The sequence below is a fragment of the Paraburkholderia sp. J63 genome (assembly GCF_905220245.1).
In the GTDB taxonomy this organism is placed as follows: domain Bacteria; phylum Pseudomonadota; class Gammaproteobacteria; order Burkholderiales; family Burkholderiaceae; genus Paraburkholderia.
The window spans coordinates 1-23,325 of record NZ_CAJMZF010000010.1 but is presented as its reverse complement, the minus strand read 5'-3'; the positions used below and the strand labels follow the sequence as shown (position 1 = coordinate 23,325).

At 65.1% G+C, this 23,325-nt stretch carries 18 protein-coding genes and 1 other RNA gene; 4 read left to right on the top strand and 15 right to left on the bottom strand.

The genetic code is table 11. The features are described 5' to 3' along the window. The first annotated feature begins 24 nt into the window (after positions 1–24). Positions 25–447: an OsmC family protein gene (locus tag U5775_RS13140; protein ID WP_238464317.1), complete on the top strand. Its 423-nt coding sequence runs from the start codon at positions 25–27 to the stop codon at positions 445–447. 98 nt (positions 448–545) lie between these two features. On the opposite strand, the gene rnpB is transcribed toward U5775_RS13140, so the two are convergent. The 3 genes from rnpB to pyrC form a co-directional block, all read right to left on the bottom strand. Next, positions 546–956, bottom strand: an RNA gene (gene rnpB / locus U5775_RS13135) — RNase P RNA component class A. 92 nt (positions 957–1,048) lie between these two features. Beyond that, on the bottom strand, positions 1,049–2,008 hold the full coding sequence (locus U5775_RS13130; protein WP_415913568.1) for a DUF3025 domain-containing protein: 960 nt from the start codon (positions 2,006–2,008) through the stop codon (positions 1,049–1,051). After that, positions 1,993–3,048 (bottom strand): dihydroorotase, encoded by a 1,056-nt coding sequence (pyrC, locus tag U5775_RS13125; RefSeq protein WP_322058567.1) that lies wholly within the window; start codon positions 3,046–3,048, stop codon positions 1,993–1,995. Before pyrC ends, U5775_RS13130 begins: the two co-directional genes overlap by 16 nt. A gap of 319 nt (positions 3,049–3,367) precedes the next feature. Here pyrC and U5775_RS13120 point away from each other — a divergent pair, with 319 nt between their 5' ends. Then, a complete protein-coding gene (locus tag U5775_RS13120; protein ID WP_322058566.1) occupies positions 3,368–4,276 on the top strand; it encodes a class II glutamine amidotransferase in 909 nt (302 codons plus the stop codon). 123 nt (positions 4,277–4,399) lie between these two features. On the opposite strand, the gene U5775_RS13115 is transcribed toward U5775_RS13120, so the two are convergent. The 7 genes from U5775_RS13115 to U5775_RS13085 all read right to left on the bottom strand — a co-directional run bounded on the left by U5775_RS13115 (position 4,400) and on the right by U5775_RS13085 (position 12,103). Further along, positions 4,400–5,125 (bottom strand): amino acid ABC transporter ATP-binding protein, encoded by a 726-nt coding sequence (locus U5775_RS13115; protein WP_322058565.1) that lies wholly within the window; start codon positions 5,123–5,125, stop codon positions 4,400–4,402. Continuing rightward, positions 5,122–5,799, bottom strand: a complete 678-nt coding sequence (gltK, locus tag U5775_RS13110; RefSeq protein ID WP_322058564.1) for a glutamate/aspartate ABC transporter permease GltK — start codon at positions 5,797–5,799, stop codon at positions 5,122–5,124. Before gltK ends, U5775_RS13115 begins: the two co-directional genes overlap by 4 nt. Further along, complete coding sequence (locus U5775_RS13105; protein WP_322058563.1) at positions 5,799–6,539, bottom strand: amino acid ABC transporter permease; 741 nt, start codon at positions 6,537–6,539, stop codon at positions 5,799–5,801. The genes gltK and U5775_RS13105 overlap by 1 nt, the downstream gene beginning before the upstream one ends. 81 nt (positions 6,540–6,620) lie before the next feature. Next, positions 6,621–7,514 (bottom strand): glutamate/aspartate ABC transporter substrate-binding protein, encoded by an 894-nt coding sequence (locus U5775_RS13100; RefSeq protein ID WP_322058562.1) that lies wholly within the window; start codon positions 7,512–7,514, stop codon positions 6,621–6,623. A 329-nt stretch (positions 7,515–7,843) separates the two neighbouring features. After that, on the bottom strand, positions 7,844–9,142 hold the full coding sequence (locus U5775_RS13095; RefSeq protein ID WP_322058561.1) for a Glu/Leu/Phe/Val dehydrogenase: 1,299 nt from the start codon (positions 9,140–9,142) through the stop codon (positions 7,844–7,846). A gap of 162 nt (positions 9,143–9,304) precedes the next feature. After that, positions 9,305–10,255, bottom strand: coding sequence for a LysR family transcriptional regulator (locus tag U5775_RS13090; protein WP_322058560.1), 951 nt, complete (start codon positions 10,253–10,255; stop codon positions 9,305–9,307). 33 nt (positions 10,256–10,288) lie between these two features. Continuing rightward, positions 10,289–12,103, bottom strand: a complete 1,815-nt coding sequence (locus U5775_RS13085; RefSeq protein WP_322058559.1) for a tetratricopeptide repeat protein — start codon at positions 12,101–12,103, stop codon at positions 10,289–10,291. A 255-nt stretch (positions 12,104–12,358) separates the two neighbouring features. Between U5775_RS13085 and purB the strand changes: the two genes are divergently transcribed. After that, complete coding sequence (purB, locus tag U5775_RS13080; RefSeq protein ID WP_322058558.1) at positions 12,359–13,747, top strand: adenylosuccinate lyase; 1,389 nt, start codon at positions 12,359–12,361, stop codon at positions 13,745–13,747. Between the two features lie 133 nt (positions 13,748–13,880). On the opposite strand, the gene U5775_RS13075 is transcribed toward purB, so the two are convergent. The 4 genes from U5775_RS13075 to edd all read right to left on the bottom strand — a co-directional run bounded on the left by U5775_RS13075 (position 13,881) and on the right by edd (position 18,783). Continuing rightward, positions 13,881–14,384 carry a gluconokinase gene (locus U5775_RS13075; RefSeq protein ID WP_322058557.1) on the bottom strand — a complete coding sequence of 168 codons (504 nt, stop codon included), beginning with the start codon at positions 14,382–14,384 and terminating at the stop codon, positions 13,881–13,883. A 14-nt stretch (positions 14,385–14,398) separates the two neighbouring features. Further along, positions 14,399–15,760 (bottom strand): GntP family permease, encoded by a 1,362-nt coding sequence (locus U5775_RS13070; protein WP_322058719.1) that lies wholly within the window; start codon positions 15,758–15,760, stop codon positions 14,399–14,401. Positions 15,761–16,154: 394 nt separating this feature from the next. Further along, positions 16,155–16,796, bottom strand: coding sequence for a bifunctional 4-hydroxy-2-oxoglutarate aldolase/2-dehydro-3-deoxy-phosphogluconate aldolase (gene eda, locus U5775_RS13065; protein ID WP_322058556.1), 642 nt, complete (start codon positions 16,794–16,796; stop codon positions 16,155–16,157). Positions 16,797–16,869: 73 nt separating this feature from the next. Then, a complete protein-coding gene (gene edd, locus U5775_RS13060) occupies positions 16,870–18,783 on the bottom strand; it encodes a phosphogluconate dehydratase (protein WP_322058555.1) in 1,914 nt (637 codons plus the stop codon). Positions 18,784–19,057: 274 nt separating this feature from the next. Between edd and U5775_RS13055 the strand changes: the two genes are divergently transcribed. Continuing rightward, positions 19,058–19,915 (top strand): MurR/RpiR family transcriptional regulator, encoded by an 858-nt coding sequence (locus U5775_RS13055; RefSeq protein WP_322058554.1) that lies wholly within the window; start codon positions 19,058–19,060, stop codon positions 19,913–19,915. A gap of 175 nt (positions 19,916–20,090) precedes the next feature. On the opposite strand, the gene U5775_RS13050 is transcribed toward U5775_RS13055, so the two are convergent. Further along, positions 20,091–23,325: YadA family autotransporter adhesin (locus U5775_RS13050; RefSeq protein ID WP_322058553.1), on the bottom strand; the 3,235-nt coding region annotated here is incomplete at its 5' end.

Sequence of the window (23,325 nt, the reverse complement as noted above, 5' to 3'; positions counted from 1 at the left end):
GAAATTTGCGAGAGAGACAAACGCATGGAATGCAAAGTGAGCTGGATGGGTCAGGACGGCATGGCGTTCGCAGCCGAAACGGGTAGCGGCCATCTCGTCAACATGGACGGCGCGCCGGAAGGCGGCGGCCACAACCTCGCGCCGCGCCCCATGGAAATGGTGCTGCTCGGCACGGGTGGCTGCACGGCCTACGATGTGGTCCTGATCCTGAAGAAGAGCCGTCAGGAAGTGAGCGGCTGCAACGTGACGCTCAAGGCCGAACGTGCGAGCGAAGACCCCAAGGTCTTCACGAAGATCCATTTCCACTTCACCGTGACCGGCAAGAATCTGAACCCGGCCACCGTCGAGCGCGCGATCAATCTCTCGCACGACAAGTACTGCTCGGCGTCGATCATGATCGGCAAGACGGCCGAGATCACGCACTCGTTCGAGATCGTCGCGGCTTAAGTCGCGCTCGCGGTATCGGCGTAAAAAAGCCGGCGCGCTCCGATGGAACGCGCCGGCTTTTTGCCGTCGTTTCGATGAAAAACGCGGCGGGAATGAGGCGGCAAAGCAGGCCGATAAGCCGGATTCTGTGCACGCGCCGCGTCCGAAGACGCGCCGCGCGTGGCAGCCATTCCTCTAGGCGCGCCATTGCTGACGCGCTCAAGCTTCCTACCCGCAGACGAAATGGGGGCCCCATCCTGCATCCCGAAGATGCGCGCCTGCCTACTTGGAATTGCTCCGGGTGGAGGTTACCGTGCCGTCTACGTCACCGCAGACGCGGTGCGCTCTTACCGCACCGTTTCACCCTTACCTGATCCCGACCGAAATCGGGCCATCGGCGGTCTGTTCTCTGTTGCCCTGTTCCGCGTGTCGCCACGGATGGCCGTTAGCCATCACCCTGCCCTGTGGAGTCCGGACTTTCCTCGCCTCTTTGGTCGAAACCTCGGAGCCGCGACTGCCTAGCCTGCTTTGCGAGGCGCGATATTAGCACGGGTAGCGGCATCGCGCCCGATGCGCTGGACCTTGGACCCGACGCGCTCTTCCGCCGCTCTGCGCGGCGCACTCAGCGCGCGCGCCGTCCCGCACGAAAGACGCTGGCGTCGTCGTAGAACGACGGGTCTTCGTTTGCGGCCCACCAGCCCGGAATGCCCAGCACCGGCAGCGGCGAGAAGCTGCGCCCGGTCAGGTTCGCGTCGGCGGCGAGCGTTGCGCTCACCGTTTCGTCCAGATACGCGTTTCGCTGCGCGCGCGGCCATGTGAAGTACGCCGGCGGCACGTCCACCACCCAGGCGTGCGCCGTGCACGCCGCATAGGGCACGATCAGCTTTTCCAGTAGCGCATGGCCGAATACGTGGACTTCGCAGCGCGCCAGTGCGGGCGTTTCGGCGATCGCCGGCGTGGCCATCTCCCATGCCGCGCGTCCCGCGACGAACAGCGCGCGCCAGTCGAAGCCGCGCAGCGCCTGCGTGAGCGCGGGATCGGCGCTCGCGAACAGCACCGCGTTCTCGTCGAACAACGTAAGCGCGTCGCGCACGCCGCCGCGCGTGGGCCCGACGCCCAACACGTCGATGGCCGCGGCCTGGCGCGCGTTGAGCGTCGCCTTGATGCGCGGGAACGCAAACCAGGCGAGTGCATTGAAGAAGTCGTGGAGGTTGTGGCGCGTCGGCACGCAGCCTGTCGCGGCGATGTGCGCCTCGTAAGCCGCGCCCTCGGGCAGATCGTCCTGCGCGATGAAGCCGAGCGTTCGGCCACGGCCCGTGCGCTGTTGCGCGGCGCGGGCGTCGGCGTTCAGTTCGTCGAGGTAGCGCGCGTAGCCCGCCAACGCGGCCGCTTGCCAGCGCCGGCCGCGCGCCTCGTGCTGGGCGAACCAGGGACGCGCCCAGTCGATGTCGGCGAAACTGCCCTCAGGCAAGGTCCGGCGCCGGCCGCTCAGGGGCGGCGCGACGTCGGGCGTTGCGGCGCCGGACGTCGCTGCGCCAGGCACCGCCCCGCCCGGCGTCCCAACGCTCAAACCAGCTTCCAGCCGATCGTCTCGCCGCCGCGCAGCGGCACGACGGGCGCGTCGCCGGCCATTACTTCCGCCGGGAGCGTCCACTGCTCGCGACGCAGCGTGACCGTCTCGGCGCTGCGCGGCAGGCCGTAGAAGTCGGCGCCGAAAAAGCTCGCAAAGCCCTCGAGCTTGTCGAGCGCGCCGGCGTTGTCGAACGCCTCGGCATAGAGTTCGAGCGCGTGCAGCGCCGTGTAGCAGCCCGCGCAGCCGCACGCGTGCTCCTTCAGCCCCTTCGGGTGCGGCGCGCTATCGGTGCCGAGGAAGAAACGCGCATCGCCCGAGGTCGCCGCCTCGACGAGCGCCACGCGATGCGTCTCGCGCTTGAGCACCGGCAGGCAGTAGTAGTGCGGACGGATACCGCCCTGAAAGATTGCGTTGCGGTTGTACAGCAGGTGATGCGCCGTGATCGTCGCGCCCAGCAGGCCAGGAGCCGCGTGATCGGCGCGAATGTATTCGACGGCGTCCTTCGTCGTGATGTGCTCGAACACCACCTTCAGCGCCGGGAAATCGCGGCGCAGCGGCGTCATCACGCGGTCGATGAAGACCTTCTCGCGATCGAACAGGTCGATGTCGGCGTTCGTCACTTCGCCGTGCACGAGCAGCGGCATGCCCGTTTCCTGCATCGCTTCGAGCGTCTTCGCGCACTTGCGGATGTCGGTCACGCCCGCGTCCGAGTTGGTGGTCGCGCCCGCCGGATAAAGCTTCACGCCATGGACGAAGCCGCTCGCCTTCGCGCGGCGGATTTCCTCGGGCGGCGTGTTGTCGGTGAGATAGAGCGTCATCAGCGGCTCGAACTTCGCGCCGGCGGGCAGCGCCGCGAGAATGCGCTCGCGGTAGGCCGCGGCCTGCCCGGTCGTCGTGACCGGCGGCTTCAGGTTCGGCATGATGATCGCGCGGCCGAACTGGCGTGCCGTATGCGGCAGCACCGCCGCGAGCATCGCGCCGTCGCGCACATGCAGGTGCCAGTCATCGGGACGGGCGAGCGTGAGAGTCGTGGGAGTGGAAGCGTTCATGGCTGGCTGGTATGAGGCGCGATGCGCGGCTGATGATCGGACGGCGAAATTAGGCTGCGGAGCGGGCTTTAAAGTACGGGCATGCGCGGACACCCAGGCACGGACTGCAAAACCACGACGCGTCGCGCGCGCACGACAGTCCGCACGGCAATCTCAAGCGCGAATGTCCCGCTGGCACGCTTTCGCACCCGCCGGGAATGCATCCGACAAAATTCGTATTGGCGCGCCGCAGCCCGGTGATATGCTTGGAAAATCATCATTGTACCGGCTCAGGCAGCACCCGCCGCACCCGGCATCTGCGTTACGTACTATAAGCACCATGTGCCAACTTCTCGGAATGAACTGCGCCGCGCCCACGGACGTCACGTTCTCCTTCACAGGATTCGCGGCGCGCGGCGGCGCCACCGACCACCACGCCGACGGCTGGGGCATCGCATTCTTCGAGGACAAGGCCTGCCGCCTCTTCATCGACCACGAGGCCTCGGCGCGCTCGCCCATCGCCGAGATGGTCAAGCGCTACCCGATCAAGTCGCGCAACACCATCGCGCATATCCGCAAGGCCACCCAGGGCCACACGTCGCTAGAGAACTCGCACCCGTTCCAGCGCGAGCTTTGGGGCCGCCACTGGATCTTCGCGCACAACGGCGATCTGCAGGACTTCAATCCGGTCATGTCGGGCGTCTACCAGCCGGTCGGCACGACCGATAGCGAGCGCGCGTTCTGCACGCTGCTGGAAGGTCTGCGCAAGGCGTTTCCCGGATGCCAGCCACCGCTCGACGAACTGTTCGCGACACTGGAATCGCTCACGCGCGAGATCACGCAGTTCGGCGTGTTCAACTTCCTGCTGTCGAACGGCCAGGCGCTGTTCGCGCATTGCTCGACGCATCTCTACTACCTCGTGCGCAGTTGGCCGTTTTCCACGGCGCATCTGGTCGATGCCGACGTCTCGATCGATTTCGCGAAATACACCACGCCCGAAGATCGCGTTTCCGTGATCGCCACCGCGCCGCTCACCGACAACGAAGTCTGGACGCGCTTCGCGCCCGGCGATCTGCTGATGTTCCAGCACGGCGACGTCGTTGCGCGCACGAGCGTGCCGGTGCCGCAAAAGGTGCTCGACAAGCTCAGGAATCCATCGACCGATGCGTCGGCGAGCGCATCGCGCGTGGCCCAGCCGGGCGAGGTGGACGAGCAGGCCGCCGCCGCCTTGCAGACCTGGGGCGAATGACGCGGCGCTGACGCGCGCGAAGTCCCCTCACCGCTCAAACGAAAAAACCGCGAGAGGCCCGAAGGCCCGCGCGGTTTTTTTTCATGCCGGCGCCTCGCACGAAGCGAGACGCAAACGAGACGCTCAGTGCAGGATCTTCGCGAGAAAGTCCTTCGCGCGATCCGACTTCGGGCTCGCAAAGAACGCTTCCTTCTGGTCGTCCTCGACGATGAAGCCCTTGTCCATGAAGATCACGCGGTGCGCGACCTTCTTCGCAAAGCCCATTTCGTGCGTCACGCACATCATGGTCATGCCTTCCTGCGCGAGCTCCACCATCACGTCGAGCACCTCGTTGATCATCTCGGGGTCGAGCGCGGAGGTGGGCTCGTCGAACAGCATCGCGATGGGGTCCATCGAAAGCGCGCGCGCGATCGCCACGCGCTGCTGCTGACCGCCCGAGAGCTGGCCGGGGAATTTATCGGCGTGCGCGCGCAGGCCCACGCGATCGAGCAGCTTGAGGCCCTTCTGCGTGGCTTCGTCCTTGCCGCGGCCGAGCACCTTGATCTGCGCGAGCGTGAGATTCTCGGTGATCGACAGATGCGGGAACAGCTCGAAGTGCTGGAACACCATGCCCACTTTCGCGCGCAGCTTCGAGAGATTGGTGCGCTTGTCGCCCACCGACTGGCCGTTCACGAGGATCTCGCCCTGCTGGAACGGCTCGAGCCCGTTGACGGTCTTGATGAGCGTGGACTTGCCCGAGCCCGACGGCCCGCACACCACCACCACCTCGCCCTTCTTCACTTCCGTCGTGCAGTCGGTCAGCACCTGGAACTGGCCGTACCACTTCGAAACGTTCTTGATTGAAATCATCTTGCGACCTTTTTCTGAAGACCTTTCACAAGGCTCGACGCGATCACGCAGACCACGAAATAGCATGCGCCCGCGAACAGTACCATCTCGACCATCGTCCCGTCACGATCGCCAATATTGGTGGCCGTGCGGAAGAAGTCGGCGAGGCTGATCACGTAGACGAGCGAGGTGTCCTGAAAGAGCACGATGGCCTGCGTGAGCAAGAGCGGCACCATCGCGCGAAACGCCTGCGGCAGCACCACGTAGTGCATCGCCTGGCCGTAGCGCATGCCGAGCGCGAACGACGCATTGACCTGCCCGCGCGGCACCGCCTGAATGCCCGCGCGAATGATCTCCGAATAATACGCGGCCTCGAACAGCGAGAACGCGATCATCGCCGAAGCAAGGCGGATGTCGATGTCGGGCGAGAGACCCAGCAGGCTCTGCAGCAGTTGCGGGACGATCAGGAAGAACCACAGCAGGACCATCACCAGCGGGATCGAGCGGAACACCGTGACGTAGCCCTGCGCGAACCAGGCGAGTGGCTTCACACCCGACAGGCGCATGAGCGCGAGCAGCGTGCCCCACAGAATGCCCACGACGATCGCACAGAGCGTGATCTTGAACGTGACGATGGCGCCCGTCCACAAGGTCGGCAGCGCGCCCGGAATGCCGCTCCAGTCGAAATGATGCATCACTTGCCTCCGATATAGCCCGGCAGCCGGGATTTCGCTTCGACCCAGCGCATCAGCGTCATGACGATCAGGTTGATCAGCACATAGGCGAGCGTGACCGAGATGAACGACTCATAGCTTTGCGCCGTGTAGTCGACGAGCTGGCGCGCCTGCGCGGACAGATCGAGCAGGCCGATCGTCGATGCGACCGCCGAGTTCTTGAAGATGTTGAGGAACTCGGAGGTGAGCGGCGGCACGATGATGCGATAAGCGACCGGCAGCAGTACGTAACGATAGGTCTGCCATTGCGTGAAGCCCATCGCGAGACCGGCGGCGCGCTGACCGCGCGGCAGCGCGTTGATGCCCGAGCGCACCTGCTCGCACACGCGCGCGGCCGTGAAGAGCCCGAGACAGATCACCGACGCCGAGAAGAACTGCACGCCGGGCGGCAGTTGCTTGAACGCGTTGCCAAGCATTGGCGGCACGATTTCCGGCAGCACGAAGTACCAGATGAAGAACTGCGCGATGAGCGGGATGTTGCGAAAGATCGCGACATAGACCGTGCCCGCGCCGGCGGCGTACTTGTTCGGCAGCGTGCGCAGCACGCCGAAGAACGAGCCGACGATGAGCGCGATCACCCATGCGCAAAGCGACACCGAGACCGTCACCCAGAGGCCCGAAATGAGCCAGCCGAGATAGGTGGTGGGTTCGCCCGTCGAGACCGGGCTGAGCAAAATGCCCCAGTTCCAGTGGTAGGACATGAAGAGCCTCCAACAAAAAGAACGGAAGAAGCGCGGCTTCTTCCGTTCCGTTTTACACGCCGATCAGGCTTCTCGCCCCGATCAGTCGATCGCCTTGTCGTTCGGGCTCTTGAAGAGCGCCTTCATGTCTTCGCTTTCCGGGAAGTTCAGGTTGAGGCCCTTCGGCGGAATCGGCGACTCGAACCACTTCTTGTAGATCTTGTCGGCTTCCCCCGAGGTCTCGACCTTCGCGATGGCCTCGTCGGCGACCTTCTTGAACTCGGGGTCGTTCTTGCGCAGCATGCAGCCGTAGGCCTCACGCGATTGCGGCGTGCCGACGATCACGAAATCGCCCGGATTGTTCGACTTCGCGCGCTCGCCCGCGAGCAGCGCGTCGTCCATCATGAACGCCACCGCGCGGCCCGTGGAGAGCGTCATGAACGACTCGCCATGGTCCTTCGCGCTGATGATGTTCATGCCCATGCTCTTGTCCTGGTTCATCTTGCGCAAGAGGCGCTCGGACGTCGTGCCCGCCGTCGTCACGACGGTCTTGCCCTTCAAGTCGGCAAAGTCCTTGATGCCCGAATCCTTCTTCGTCATGAGGCGCGTGCCGATCACGAAGATCGTGTCCGTGAAGGCGGCCTGCTGCTGACGCTCGGCATTGTTGGTCGTGGAGCCGCACTCGATGTCGATCGTGCCGTTCTGCACGAGCGGAATGCGGTTCTGCGAGGTGATGGGCACCATCTTGACCTTGAGGTTCGGCATGTTGAGCTTCTGCTTCACCGCCTCGACGATCTTCATCGCGAAGTCTTGCGAGTAGCCGACCACGTTCTGCTTGTCGTCGTAGTACGAAAACGGAATCGACGATTCGCGGTGACCGAGCGCGATCACGCCCGTGTCCTTGATTTTCTTGAGCGTCCCCGCGTCCTGCGCGTGCGCACTCGCAGCAACGAAACCGAGGGTGGCGAGAACGAGCGCGGCCTTTTTGATTTTCATCCTTGATCTCCTTGGCAAGAATCGCCGCCAGTGTAGCAAAGTAATTTTATTGAAAGAATCAAGGTGGACCCTGGCGTTGTTTGTGCGCACGACGCGTCGCGCGAGGCGGCGTAAAACCCTTTAAGCATGCCGGTTCGCACGTTTCCGGCACGGTTTTAGCGCGTGCTTACAAGTCTCTGAATGCGTGCGTCGGCGCGCGCGCTTACGCGCCTCCCAATGCAAAAAGCGGGCGGCCCCTTTTGGGGGCCGCCCGCCTTCTTTCAGCAGCGATCTAAAGCGCGTAACTTTTACCGCTGCCGGATGCCTGGCTCGTCGCGCTCGCGCTTCGATCAGGGGTACAGACCGCGCATTTCGCGCGCCATCAGAATGCGCTTGCACGCAACGATAAACGCAGCGGTACGCATCGAGACGCCCTGCTCGCTCGCGACTTGCCAGACCGCCGTGAACGCTTCGCGCATCACGCGCTCGAGACGCTCGTTGATCTCGCCCTCGGTCCAGAAGAAGCTCGAGAAGTCCTGCACCCATTCGAAGTACGAAACGGTCACGCCACCCGCGTTCGCCACCACGTCCGGAATGATGAGAACGCCCTTGTCGTGCAGGATGTCATCGGCGGCCGTCGTGGTCGGGCCGTTCGCGCCTTCCACGATGATCTTCGTGCGGATCTTGCCCGCGTTGTGCTCGGTGATCTGGTTTTCCAGTGCGGCCGGAATCAGGATATCGGTTTCGATGGTCCAGAATTCTTCGTTGCTGAGCATGTCGGCGCCGGCGAAGCCCGCCACGCCGCCGGTCTTGCCCACGTGCTCGAGCAGTGCGGACGCGTCCATGCCGGTCGACTTGTAGAGCGAGCCGGTGTGATCCTGCACCGCCACGATCTTCGCGCCCGCTTCCTGGAACAGACGCGCGGCGATGCCACCCACGTTACCGAAGCCCTGCACGGCGATGCGTGCGCCTTCGATCGACAGGCCCTTGCGGCGCGCCGCTTCGCAGCCCACGACGAACACGCCGCGGCCCGTGGCCTCGCGACGGCCGAGCGAGCCGCCGAGCGAGATGGGCTTGCCCGTCACGACGCCCGTGGCCGTCTGGCCCTGGTTCATCGAGTACGTGTCCATCATCCACGCCATGATCTGCTCGTTCGTGTTCACGTCCGGCGCGGGAATGTCGGTGTTCGGTCCGATGATGATGCCGATTTCGCTGGTGTAGCGGCGCGTCACGCGCTCGAGCTCGCCACGCGAAAGCGTGCGCGGGTCGACGCGGATGCCGCCCTTCGCACCGCCGTACGGCACGTTCACTGCTGCGTTCTTCACCGACATCCACGCGGACAGCGCCATTACTTCGGAGAGCGTAACGTCCTGGTGGTAACGCACGCCGCCCTTGCCGGGACCGCGCGAAACGTTGTGCTGCACGCGATAGCCTTCGAAGTGCGCAACGGTGCCGTTATCGAGTTCGATCGGGCAATCGACGATCAGGATGCGCTTGGGACGCTTGAGCGTTTCGAGCCAGCGCGAGAGCGAGCCGAGATACGGCGCCACGCGGTCGACCTGACGAAGATAGTTGCCCCACGGACCGAGATCGTCCGCGTGAAGATAAGACGGAACCGAAGACACTACAGACTGCGATTGGGAAGACATGAACGCTCCAGCGATCGATGAAGTGGTGCCATTGTCAGAAAACGCCCTCGCGAAATCCAATGCCGTTTGGTCATCCCGTTATGCTTTTCTTGCATAACGATCCCGAAATCGAAAGAATGTGTCGCGGGCAACGCTATGGATGGGCGCCGGTCCGCGCGTGTGCTAACCGCGCGCGACCTCGTCGCTCACGACGTCCCACAGCGCGCGCACGAGCGTCTCGCGTGCGTCGTCGCCCTGCGAGGCGAGCTTGTCGCGGTAGAGGCGAATCTCCATGTCGAGCGTGAACTGCCCTTCGGGCACGCCGCGCGTGCCGCGGTCGAGCCGGAGCAACTGGCCTTGCGCGACGGCGTCCTCCACCGCGCTATGCGGCAGGAACGCGATGCCGTGCCCCGCGAGCGCCATCGCCTTGAGGCCCTCGGCCATGTCGGTCTCGTAGACGCGGTCGAGGTACAGCCGCGTCGGCGCATTGGCGACGATCACCTCGGTCATGCGGCCCAGATAGGCGTTGGGCGTATAGGAGAGATACGGCGTGGGCGCCTCGGCCGTGCCGGGCAGCGTATAGCGCGCGCGGCCCGCGCGCTGCGGCGCCGAGTACGGGCTGATCGGCTCGATGCCGAGCGTGAGCGTGTCGTAGCGCGCGGGATCGAGCGTCACCGGGTGGCTCGGATGGTGATAGCCCATCACGAGATCGCAGCCGCCCTCTACGAGCGAGAGCACCGCGTCGTGCACGTTCAGCGCGCGCAAGCGCGTGTGAATGCGGCCGAGCTTCGCCTCGATGCGCTGGAGCCAGCGCGGGAAATACGTGAGCGAGAGCGTGTGCGGCACCGCGAATTCGATCGTCGCGGCGGGCGTGGCCGTGTGGCCGCGCAACAGCGTGCGGGCCTCGTGGAACTGCGAAAGCATCGCGAGCGCCTGCTCGTAAAACACCTGGCCCGCCGAGGTCAGCCGCGTGGGATAGACCGAACGATCGATCAGTTCGGTGCCGAGCCACGCTTCGAGCGCCTGAATGCGGCGTGAGAACGCCGGCTGCGTCACGTGCCGCAGCTCGGCGGAGCGGCTGAAACTATGCGTTTCCGCTAGCGAAACGAAGTCTTCGAGCCATTTGAGTTCCATGCGGAGACAGAGTGCGGATGAGAAGTCCGCATTCTAGGCCCGTTCGGTCGCCAGCGCGGCCTCCAGTTCGCTCACCACATTGCTCCAGTCGCCGAGCGCGGATTGCCTGAACACGTGCGCCGACGGGTACCAGGCCGAATCGGCGCGCCCCATGCCCCAGCGCCAGTCGGGTTGCGCCGCGAGCAGCACCCACACGGGCTTGCCGAGCGCGCCCGCGAGATGCGCGACCGAAGTATCGACGGTAATCACGAGATCGAGGCTCTCGATGAGCGCGGCGGTGCTCGCGAAATCGTGGAGATCGTCGCCGAGCGCGTGCAGGGGCCAGCGGCCGGTCACGTCGGAGAGTTGCGCGGCGCCCGGCCCCTTCTGGATCGCGAACCACGCATTGCCCTCGAGCGCGGCGAGCGGCAACAGGGTCTTGAGCGGCACCGAGCGGAACGCATCGAAGTGATGGCCGGGATTGCCGGCCCAGACGAGCCCGATGCGCCGTTGTGCACGCCCCGCCAGGGCGTCCACGCGCGAGCGCCAGGCGGCGGCCCGCGAGGCGTCGGCGTGCATGTAGCGAATGGGTGCATGGAGCGGCTGGCCGGGAAACTTCAGCGGCAGGCTCATCACGTCGCACCAGTAATCGTAGTGCGCAGAAAGGGTCTCGTCGCTGGGCGCAGCGTCGAGCACGCGCGCGACGCCCGGCACCGTCGCGGCGAGCGCGGCCAGTTCCGGCGCGACCCACGCGTCGACCTGCGCGCCCATCGCCGCAAGCAGCCCCGCATAGCGCACGAACTGGATCTGGTCGCCCACGCCCTGCTCGCGCGCAATCAGAAAGCGCTTGCCCGCAAGCGGCTCGCCCTGCCATTCGGCGCACGGCAATTTGCGGTAGTTGGGCTTGCCGATCGTCGTGGTCTTGCGGTTCTCGAAGAGCGGCCAGCCCTCGTCATATTCGCCGCGCCGCAGTAGCAGCATGCCAAGCTGGAACAACGATTCCGGCAAGCCGGGGCTCAGTTCGAGCGCGCGGCGATAGTGCGTTTCCGCTTCGTCGTAGCGCGCGAGCGCCGTAAGGGCGAACGCGAGATTGTTCACGGCGCCCGCCGCGTCGGGCTTGAGCGCCATGGCGCGCTGATAGTGAGGAATCGCTTCCTCGTAGCGGTGCATGGCGTCGTAGACGTAGCCCAGCTCGAAGTGCGCTTTGGGATTCTCCGGCTCATGCACGACGATGCGCTCGAAGCAGGCCGCGGCCTGCGCGTGCTCTCGGGCCGCGCACAGGAGCTTGCCGAGATGCATGAGCGTTTGCGTATCGTCCGGCGCGAGGGCGCGCGCATCCTGATACTGCGCGATCGCCTCGGGCGCGCGGCCGGCCTTTTCGAGCGCGCGGCCCAGATTGAACGCGAAATGCGCCGAGCGCGGATCGAGCGCGCGTGCGCGCCGGTAGTGCTGCTCCGCGCACGCGAAATCGCCGAGTTCCATCAGCGCGTTGCCGAGATTGTTGTGTGCGTTCGCGAAGTCGGGGACGATCTCGAGCGCCCTGCGCTGCAGCGCGGCGGCGGCGGCATGGTCGCCGAGCCGCGCAGCCACGACGCCGCGGTTGCCCAGCAATTCGGCGTCGTTGGGCGCCTGCGCCAGCGCGCTGTCCATCAGTTGCGCCGCGTGCGCGCAGTCGCCACGATTGAGCGCGAGAACGCCGGAGTAATGCAGCGCAGTAGGATGCTCGGGCTGCAGTTCGAGAATGCGCCGATAGAACGCCTGCGCGTCGTCGAGCCTTCCCGCGCGGTGATGCGCGAGACCGGATTCGAGGAGCGCGGCGGTCTCATTGCCCGGCGCGCCGGGCGAAGCGAAAACGGATTCGTGGTTCATGCTGATCGGGGAAAGCGCAACGCGGCGGACGCCGCCGACTCGCTACGATATCTCCGTCTCATATCGAAAGTCCGTCGGACGAGTTCGAAAGCGCGCGAATGCAAGCCATCGCTTACCGCACAGCGACCGCGGCCCGGCGAGCGCCGATGGCCCGTGCACGCGGCTTTCCCGCCCGGCCCCTGTCAGGCTGGTGATAAAATACGCGGTTCCCCCCGGTTCCTTTCTGATCGTAACGTCGCCCGTTACGTCCCCATCATGTCCGACACTCGTCCCGATACCCTCTTCGCGCTCAACGCGCTCTCTCCGCTCGACGGCCGCTACGCCTCGAAAACCGAAGCCCTGCGCGACTGGCTCTCGGAAGCCGCCTTCATGCGCAATCGCGTGACCGTCGAAATCCACTGGCTGATCGCGCTCTCGCAAGCCGGCTTCGCGGAAGTGCCGCGCTTCCCGGAAGCCTCCGAGCAGTTCCTGCTCAAGCTCGCCGAGAACTTCACGGCGCACGACGCCGCGCGCATCAAGGACATCGAGCGCGTGACGAACCACGACGTGAAGGCCGTCGAATACTGGCTCAAGGAATCGGTGAAGGGCCAGCCGGAACTCGAGCGCGCAAGCGAATTCATCCACTTCGCCTGCACCTCGGAAGACATCAACAACACCTCGCACGGCCTGATGCTCGCGGGCGCGCGCGAGCACGTGATCCTGCCGGCGCTGCGCTCGGTGTACGAGCGCCTCGTGAAGCTCGCGCACGCGCACGCCGACCAGCCGATGCTCTCGCGCACGCACGGCCAGCCCGCGAGCCCGACCACGCTCGGCAAGGAAATCGCCAACGTCGCGGCGCGTCTCGCGCGCGCGATCCAGCGCATCGAGAAGGTCGAACTGCTCGGCAAGATGAACGGCGCGGTCGGCAACTTCAACGCGCATCTCTCGGCGTATCCTGAATTCGACTGGGAAGCGTTCTCGAAGGAAGTCGTCGAACAGCGTCTCAAGCTCGTGTTCAACCCGTACACGATCCAGATCGAGCCGCACGACTACATGGCCGAACTGTTCGACGCCGTCGCGCGCGCCAACACGATCCTGCTCGACCTCGACCGCGACGTCTGGGGCTACATCTCGCTCGGCTACTTCAAGCAGAAGACGAAGGCCGGCGAAATCGGCTCGTCGACGATGCCGCACAAGGTCAATCCGATCGACTTCGAGAACTCGGAAGGCAACCTCGGCCTCGCGAACGCCACGCTGCGCCATCTCGCCGACAAGCTCCCGGTCTCGCGCTGGCAGCGCGATCTGACCGACTCGACGGTCCTGCGCAACATCGGCGTCGCGTTCGGCTATTCGCTGCTCGCCTGGGACGCGCTGATCCGCGGCCTCGACAAGCTCGAAGTGAACCCGCAGCGCCTGAACGACGACCTCGACGCCACGTGGGAAGTGCTCGCCGAGCCGGTGCAAACGGTCATGCGCCGTTATGGCATCGAGAACCCGTACGAGCAGTTGAAGGAGCTCACGCGCGGCAAGGGCATCACGCGCGAAGCGCTGCAGACGTTCGTCGGTGGCCTCGCGATTCCCGAAGACGCGAAAAAGCGTCTGCTCGAGATGACGCCCGCTTCGTACGTCGGCAAGGCGGCGGAACTGGCCAAGCGCATTTCGTAAGCGCGTTGCGTTGCGCCGATACGGCTTTTGCCGTGGCGGCGCGCGTGGCCAGTGCGTAGCCAATAAAAAGGCGCTTCGTTCACCGCGAACGAAGCGCCTTTTTCACATCCGCGCCGGGTTGCGCGCCCGGCGATCAGCCTGCGTCGCGCGTTTGCAGTTGCCTCATCACTTCGTCGACGATCTGCTCGGGCGTGAGTTCGATGCTCACTTCGATCGCCTCGTCGGCGCCCGGTGCCTCGAGCGTATCGAGCTGGCTTTGCAGCAGCGACGGATCGAAGAAGTGGCCCGTGCGCGACGCGAGACGCTCGTGCAGCAGCTCGAAAGTGCCCTTCAGGTACACGAACAACACGTCGCGATCGCTGCCGCGCAGGATCGCGCGATACGAGCGCCTGAGCGACGAGCACGTGAACACAGCCGTCTCGTGCGCGCGCTGCTTTTCCTCGATGGCCGCGCGAATCGTGCGCAGCCACGGCCAGCGGTCGTCGTCGGTGAGCGGGATGCCGTCGTGCATCTTCTTCTTGTTGGCTTCGCTATGAAACGCGTCGCCGTCCGTGAAGCTGCACTGCAGGCGCTCGGCAAGCAACTCGCCAATGCGCGTCTTGCCCGCCCCTGACACACCCATTGCAATCAGGATCATTTACCGCTCCAGTGTTACAGCACGGCCGCGAGCGCGAACGTCAGCCCGAGCCCCATCAGCGAAATAATGGTCTCGCAGAGCGACCAGGTCTTGAAGGTCTGGCCGACGGTCATGCCGAAGTATTCCTTGATCAGCCAGAAGCCGCCGTCGTTGACGTGCGAAAAGATCAGCGAGCCCGAGCCCGTCGCGAGCACGAGCAGTTCGGGCCGCACGGCCGCGCCGCCCGCGGCGGCGACCGGCGCGACGATCCCGCAGGCCGTCGTCATGGCGACGGTGGCCGAACCGGTCGCAAGACGAATCAGCGCCGCGACGAACCAGCCGAACAGCAGCGGCGAAAGATGCGCCGACTGCGCCACCCCGACGATCTCCTTCGAAATGCCGCTATCCATCAGCACGCGGCCAAAGCCGCCGCCCGCGCCCACGATGAGCGTAATGCCCGCGATCGGCGCGAGACAGTCGCCGCAGAACTTCTGGATCTGCGCGCGATTGAAGCCGCGTTGCGCACCGAAGGTCCAGAAGCTGACCAGCACGGCGATCAGCAGCGCGACGTCGGAAGTGCCGACGAAGTGCAGCAGATTGTTCGGCAAGGTCTTGGGCGCGAACACGAGGTCGGCCCAGCTGCCGATCAGCATCAGGATCACCGGCAGCAGGATCGTGAAGAGCGTGATGCCGAAGCTCGGCAGCTCACTATCGGACTTGATCTTCATGTCGCCGATGAACTGCGCCGCGAGCGGGTTGTTCTCGGGCAGCTTGACCGTGCGGTGGATGAGCAGCGCGAAGAGCGGACCGGCGACGATCGCGGTCGGAATCCCGACGATCAGGCCGTAAGCGATGGTCCTGCCGATGTCGGCGTGATAGGCCTGCACGGCGAGCAACGCGGCCGGGTGCGGCGGGATCAGCCCGTGCACGACCGAAAGCCCCGCCACCATCGGCAAGCCGACGAGCAGCAGCGACTTGCCGGTGCGCTTGGCGACGTTGAACGCGATCGGAATCAGCAGCACAAAGCCGACTTCGAAGAACACCGGCAAGCCCACGATGATGGCGACGAACATCATCGCCCAGTGGATGTTCTTCTCGCCGAACCAGCGTATGAGCGTCGTGGCGACGCGCTCGGCGCCGCCCGATTCCGCCATCATCTTGCCGAGCATGGTGCCGAGACCCACCACGATGGCGATGTGGCCGAGCGTGTTGCCGTTGCCGGTTTCGAACGATTTGACGATCTGATCCATCGGCATGCCGGCAGCGAGGCCGAGCAGCAGCGAAACGATGATCAGGACGAGGAACGGATAGACCTTCCAGCGCGTAATCATGAAGATCAGCGCGGCGATTGCGACGAGCGCATAGATCAGCAGCATGCTGCCGTGGGCCACTCCCATGAGGCTCTTCTCCAGTGAGTTGTTCATTGTCCTTGCGCCGCCGCCACTGCGCGGGAACGTCGCGAGCGGTGCGGTCGGAAGGGTCGGCCGTCGCCGGGCCGGCATTGTAGAGGTTATAGCGACTTTCGGCGCCGTGTGCCTGAAAACCGGGCGGAAGACGAGCGAGCCGCGCAGGCCTTGCGCCCCAAAGGGCGCGGCCTGCGCGGCTCGTGGATGCGTCGGGGCTCAGGAGCGGCAAAGGCGTGCCGGCCGGTTCGTCGCGACGCGCCAGTCTTCGTCAAACGGTTGTCAGTTAGTTGCCTTTATTGCGGCTTCCCAAGCGCATTGAGCTCGCAAATGCGGCGTGCGGCATTCAGGGCGCGAACGCCGCGAATCCCACCCGCCGCAAGCGATCTCAGCGGACCGGGCGCGACAGCTCGCTCGCGGCACGCGCGAGCCGCGTCACTTCGGTCCAGTCCTGGGCGGCGAGCGCCGCCTTCGGCGTGAGCCATGAACCGCCCACGCAGACCACATTGGGCAGCGCGAGGAAGTTGATCGCGGATTCGGCCGTGATGCCGCCCGTGGGGCAGAACTTCAGCGTCGGAAACGGGCCGTGAAACGCCTGCAGCATGTTCAGGCCGCCCGCGGGCACGGCCGGGAAGAATTTGACGATCTCGTAGCCGAGTTCCATGGCCACGATGATGTCGGTCGGCGTCATGACACCGGGCAGCAGCGGCAGCCCAGCGTCGAGCGACGCCTGATGAATTTCGCGCGTGAGGCCCGGCGAGACGCCGAACTGCGCGCCGGCCTTCTTCGCGAGCGCACAGTGCTCGGGCTTCGTGATCGTGCCCACGCCGACGACGATATCGGGCGCGATCTGCGCGGCGCGCTCGATCGCCTCGAGACCGGCTGCGGTGCGCAGCGTGATCTCCAGCACCTTCACGCCGCCCGCGTGCAGCGCGCGCGAAACGTGTTCGCCCTGCTCGGGCGTATCGAATGCCAGCACCGGAATCACCGGGCCGAGGCGGACAATGTCGGCCACCGTGCTTGTTGCCATGATCAGGCTCCTTGATGATGAATTCAGTTTGTCGCTTGGTTTGGTCGCTTGGTTCGGTCGATTATCTGGCCGCTCAGTGCGTCGCTTGCGAGGCGGCCGCAGGCGCGGCGGCAGGCGCGGCGGCAGGCGTGCTCGCGTGCGCCGCGGCCGGCACTTCGCCGACGAGCGGACCGAACACCGATGCGCCCAGCTCCGCAGGCGCGGCCGCCGCACGGAATACGCCGAACAGTTCGCGGCCGAAGCCCACTTCATTGCTTTCCTGATGCGCGGGCTGCGCAACCGGACGCGCGTTCCATTCCGCCTCGTCCACGTCGACATCGAGCACGCCCGCGACCGCATCGATCACGATGATGTCGCCATCGCGCACCTTGCCGATCGGCCCGTGCAGCAGCGTTTCCGGCGAGACGTGGATCACGGCCGGCACCTTGCCCGATGCGCCCGACATGCGCCCATCGGTCACGAGCGCCACATGAAAGCCTTTGTCCTGAAGCACGCCGAGCAGCGGCGTGAGGCGGTGCAGCTCCGGCATGCCGTTGGCGCGCGCGCCCTGGAAGCGCACGACGGCCACGAAATCGCGCTCGAGCTCGCCGCGGTCGAACGCCTCCTGCACGGCTTCCTGCGAATCGAACACGACCGCCGGCGCACGCACCTGACGACGTTCGGGCGCCACAGCGGAAACCTTGATGACGCCGCGCCCCAGGCGGCCTTGCATCAGTCGCAGGCCGCCGTCGGGCTGGAACGGCTCGGGAAGCGGGCGCAGCACGGCCGTGTCGGCGCTCTTCTCGACCGCCGGCACCCACGTGAGCTTGCCGTCGAGCAGCTTCGGCTCTTCGGTGTAGTGGCGCAGGCCCTCGCCCGCCACCGTCTTCACGTCTTCGTGGAGCAGCCCGCCGTCGAGCAGCTCGCGCACGAGGAAGGCGATGCCGCCCGCCGCATGGAAATGATTCACGTCGGCCTTGCCGTTCGGATAGACGCGCGCGAGCAGCGGCACCGCGGCCGAGAGCTCGTCGAAATCGTTCCAGTCGATGAGGATGCCGGCCGCGCGCGCCATCGCCACGAGGTGCAGCGTGTGGTTGGTCGAGCCGCCCGTCGCCATCAGCGCGACGATGCCGTTGATCACCGCCTTCTCGTCGACCACATGGCCGATCGGCGTGTAGCTGCCGCGCTCGGCGGTGAGCTCGATCACGCGGCGCGCGGCCGCGGCGGTGAGCTCGTCGCGCAACGGCGTATGCGGATGGATGAACGCCGAGCCCGGCAGATGCAGGCCCATGATCTCCATCAGCATCTGATTGCTGTTGGCCGTACCGTAGAACGTGCAGGTGCCGTGGCCGTGGTAAGCCGCGGCCTCGGATTCGAGCAACTCCTCGCGGCCGCACTGGCCGGTCGCGAACTGCTGGCGCACCTTGGCCTTGTCGTCGTTCGAGATGCCGCTCGTCATCGGACCGGCGGGCACGAAAATCGTAGGCAAATGGCCGAATTGCAGCGCGCCGATCAAAAGCCCCGGCACAATCTTGTCGCACACGCCGAGGCACAGCGCCGCGTCGAACATGTTGTGCGTGAGCGCAACGGCCGTGCTCATCGCGATCACTTCGCGCGAGAACAGCGACAGTTCCATGCCGGCGTTGCCTTGCGTGACGCCGTCGCACATCGCGGGCACGCCGCCCGCGAACTGCGCCACGCCGCCGACTTCGCGGGCAGCCTTCTTGATGATGTCGGGGAAATCCTTGTAGGGCGCGTGCGCCGAAAGCATCTCGTTATAGGCCGAGACGATACCGATGTTGGGTTCGCGGATCGCCTTGATGGCGATCTTGTCGCGCCCCTCGAGACCGGCGAAGCCGTGGGCGAGATTCGCGCACGAGAGCGCGCCGCGCGCCGGGAAACGATCCTGCGCCGCCGCGATGCGCGCAAGATAGGCCTCGCGCGTGGGCTTGCTGCGCTCGATCACGCGCTGCGTGACCTTCATCAACTGCGAATGCGGGGAAACCATCGAATCTCCTTCCTTTTTATCTCGCGAGACGCTCGGGTACGCATCGCGCGATCCGGTCAGCGATGAGGCGATGTTAGTAGAAAAACTACAAGCTCGCAATCCCGGTTTTGCCCTTAGATCGAATCATGCGAGCGCTGAAAACACCCGAATTTACCGGATCCACCTCTGCTTCAGCAAATCCGCCTTGCATCTTCATCGCCGATCTTGTAGTTTTTGTACATATCCATCGATCCGCTATAGTCCACGGATCTTTCAGCATAGTGCGAGTTTCCCGATGCTGCTGTCCCAGGTGAAGGCCATGCGCGAGCAATTGCGCCCCTCCGAGCGCAAGCTCGCCGATTACATCGTCGAAGCGCCGCGCGAGGTGCTCGACCTTTCGATGACCGAGGTCGCCCAGCGCGCCGGCGTGAGCCAGCCGACCATCGCGCGCTTCTGCCACGCGCTCGGGTTCTCGGGCTTTCGCGAGTTCAAGATCCGCCTCGCGCAGGCCGTGGCCGCCGATCTGCCCACGGAAATGCCCGCCGTCTACCGCGACGTGCGCCCGGACGAGCCGGTGCCCGGCGTCGCCGCAAAAGTGCTCGATCGCACGATCGGGGCACTCGTGCAGGTGCGCAACAATCTGTCCACGGACGCGCTCGGCGCCGCCATCGACCTGCTCGCAAAGGCGTCGCGCATCGAGTTCTATGGCGCGGGCGGCTCGGGCATCGCGGCGCAGGACATGCAGCACAAGTTCTTCCGACTCGGCATGCCGAGCGTAGCCTACTCGGACCCGCACACGTTCCTGATGTCGGCGGCGCTGCTCGGACCCGGCGACGTGGTCGTCGCCATCTCGAATACGGGCCGCACGCGCGACGTGGTGGACGCGGCACAAACGGCGCTCGACCGCGGCGCGAAGGTCATCGCCATTACGCACGGCACCTCGCCGCTCGCGCGTCTTGCGAGCGTTGGGCTGCACGCGAATGTCGACGAAGACACCGACGTTTTCTCGCCGATGACTTCGCGCACCTCGCATCTCGCGATAGGCGACATTCTTGCGGTAGGCGTAGCGTTGCAGCGCGGCCCGGAACTCGCGGAGAAACTCGCCAGCGCGAAGGACATCATTGCGCGGCGCAGGCTGGACGCGAACGGCTGAAATCGCCGCGCAGCCGGCTGCGCTGCAAATCTCGCACCCAAATAAAAAAGCGGACTCCCGAAGGAGTCCGCTTTGCGTTTGGCCTGAAGTTTCGGCTTGAACTACGGGCCGGACAATGGCTTGAGCCCTGGCTCACCAGAAGCGGCCACGCCGCTCCTGGATTGCCATCAGGCGCTTACCACTGATACGACATACCGCCGCCGTAGGTTGCACCGCCACCCGAGGCGTAACCACCGCCCAGCTTCACCTTGAGGTTCTGGGTGATGCGAGCCGATGCGCCCAGCGCCACTGCCTGGTAACCCTGGAAGTTGGCTGTACCGACACCCACCGCGATGGTCTTGTTCTGATCGACGTCCGGGATCATCGTCAGAGCAGTTGCCGCTGCCACGCCGCCGTAGGCATTACGCGCCACGGAGTTCACATTGCCCTGGAGCGCATTCAAGCCGCTCTGGAGCTGACCCACGTTCGCCGCATCGGTCGGGTTGATACCGTTCGCGACGTTGGTGATACGGCGCTCGTTGCCCTGCGAGCCCACGGACACGGTGTTGTCCTCGTCCGCCACCGAGTTCGCACCCAGCGCAACCGAGTTGTTGCCCGTAGCCGAGGCCTTGTCGCCGATAGCCGTCGAGTTCGCCCCCGAAGCAATAGCGCCGCCGCCCGCCGCGATCGAGTTGGTGCCCGTGGCCGAAGCCGGGCCGCTCGTCGAGTTGGTCGACATGTATTCAGAACCGTTGATGTTGATGTTCTGAATCGCCTGGTTCAGGTTCGAGACTTCCACGTTCGTCGCGTACAACTGCGAGCCGTTCACCGCATCGGTGCTCGATGCGTTCAGCGCGCCATTCGCCACGTTGGTCAACGCAACGGCCGTCGACGCGTCCGTGCCGCCCAGCGTGATCTTGTCGTGTGCCGACGAGTCATACTGAACCGCATTGGCCACCGCGCCCGCGATGTTGGTCACCGTGTTCTCGATGTTCGTCACGCGGCCATCGAGGTTCGTCAACGCACCACCCACGTTGTTGTAGGTGTTGCCGCCGATCGCGTAGCTCGGCGCCGAGATCGAACCGTCGGCCTGGACCGTCGAACCACCGCCCAGCGAGCTGGCCGTGCTCGACGCGACGTTGTACAGCTGCGCGCCGTTGACCGCGTCGGTACTGCTTGCCGAAACGACACCGGCGCCGACGTTGTGCAGCATGACTGGCGCAGTCGCGCCGAGACCGCCGAACGTGACGGAGCTCTTTGTGGAGTCGTCGTACGCAACGAACGAATTCGTCACGTTGCCCGAGCTGTCGACGTTCGCGCCCATTGCCTGGAGCTGCGCGACGTTCACAGCGTCATTGGCGGTCACACCGTTCGCCACGTTATGCAGCGCAACCGGCGTGGTCGAGCCGATACCACCCAGCGTGATCGACGACTTCGAGGTGTCGTCGTAGGCCACGAAGGCGTTCAGCACGTTGCCCGAGGTGTCGACGTTCAGGCCTGCGGCCTTCAACTGCGCGACGTTGACGGCGTCCAGATCCTGCGCGCCGGCAGCAACGTTGTGCAGCACCACGCCCGAAGTCGAGCCCACGCCACCGAACGTCACCGAGCTCTTCGACGTGTTGTCGTAGGCCACGAACGCGTTCGTGATATTGCCCGAGGTGTCCGTCGTGGCGCCCAGTGCGTACAGTTGTGCGCCGTTCACCGCATCGGAGCTCGATGCACTCACCGTGCCGCTCGCGACGTTCGTGAGCAGGACTGGACCGACGGTGGAGTTTTGGCCGCCGAGCGTGATCTGGTTGTGCATCGACGTGTCGTACATCACCGCGTCAACCGAGCCGCCGCCTGCATAAGCCGTGACTGCAGCGATCGCCGAACCAACGTCGTAGTACGAACTACCCGCCACGACATAGGTCGGTGCAGTGATCGTACCGTTCGAGTTGACCGTCGTCTGGCCACCCAGCGCGGTGGCCGTGCTCGAAGCGAGGCCATAGAGCTGCGAGCCGTTCACCGCGTCGTTGCTCGCCTGGCTCACCACACCGTTTGCGACGTTGTGCAGGGCTACCGGCGCAGCACCCGTACCGCCGAACGTCACCGAGTCATGTACCGACGTGTCGTACAGCACCGCGTCTGCCACCTTGCCATACAGGTTCGTGACGTCGCCTGCGATGTTGGTCACCGCTCCCGACAGATCCGAAATGCTCTGGTTCGTCGCGAACAGTTGCTGGCCGTTCACCGCGTCCGTGCTCGCGGCATTCAGCGCGCCATTGGCCACGTTGGTCAGCGCCACCGGCGTGGTCGCGCCCGCGGCACCCAGCGTGATCCTGGTCTTCGACGTGTCGTCGTAGGCCACGAACGCATTCGTGATATTGCCCGAGGTGTCCGTCGTGGCGCCCAGTGCGTACAGCTGTGCGCCGTTCACCGCGTCGGAGCTCGAGGCGCTCACCGTGCCGCTCGCCACGTTCGTGAGCTTGACCTGAACGGTGGCATTCGTACCACCGAACGTCACCTGATCATGCGCCGACGTGTCGTACTTCACGCCGTCCACGGATCCCGTGCTCGCCTTCGCATCGAGTGCCTCCAGCGCCGATTCAACAGTGCTGTAGGTCGAACCCGAAAGACTATAGTTCGGCAGACTGATCGTGCCGTCCGGGTTGACCGTCGTCTTGCCGCCGAGCGCGCTGGCCGTGCTCGAAGCCAAGCCATAGAGCTGCGAGCCGTTCACTGCGTCGGTGCTCGATACGTTGACCGCACCATCCGCCACGTTACCCAGCTTGACTGGCATGGTGGAACCCACGCCGCCCAGCGTCACCGAACCCTTCGACGTGTCGTCGTATGCAACAAACGCATTGGTCACGTTGCCCGACGTATCGACGGTCGCACCCATCGCTTCAAGCTGCGCCAGGTTCACGGCGTCGTTGTTCAACGTCGCGTTCGCCACGTTGTGCAGCGCCACCGGCGTGGTCGAATCCGCGCCGCCCAGCGTCACCGAAGTCATCGACGAATCGTCGTAGTGCACCGCCAACGGATCGTTGCCGCCGCCACCGCCATCCCCCAGCGCAGCAATCGCATCGCCGACGTTGTGGTAGGTCTTGCCGTCGATGGTATAGCTCGGATTCACGATCGAGCCATCCGCACCAACCGTCGCATTGCCGCCAAATGCCGATACTGCGCTCGTCAACTGGCTGACGTTCACCGCGTCGGTGCTGGCCGTACCGGCCGCCACATAGACGACCTGGCGCTGATTGCTGGCCGAGCCCACCGAAACACTGTTCGCACGATCCGCGACCGAGGAAGCGCCCAGCGCAACCGAGCCGGGCGCAGCACTGGTGACCTTGGCCCCCTTGCCGAACGCAATCGAATTCGCCGCCTGTGCATCGACGTTTGCCGACTGACCCAACGCCATGGAATTCGTGGCGGAAGCGAAAGTGGAA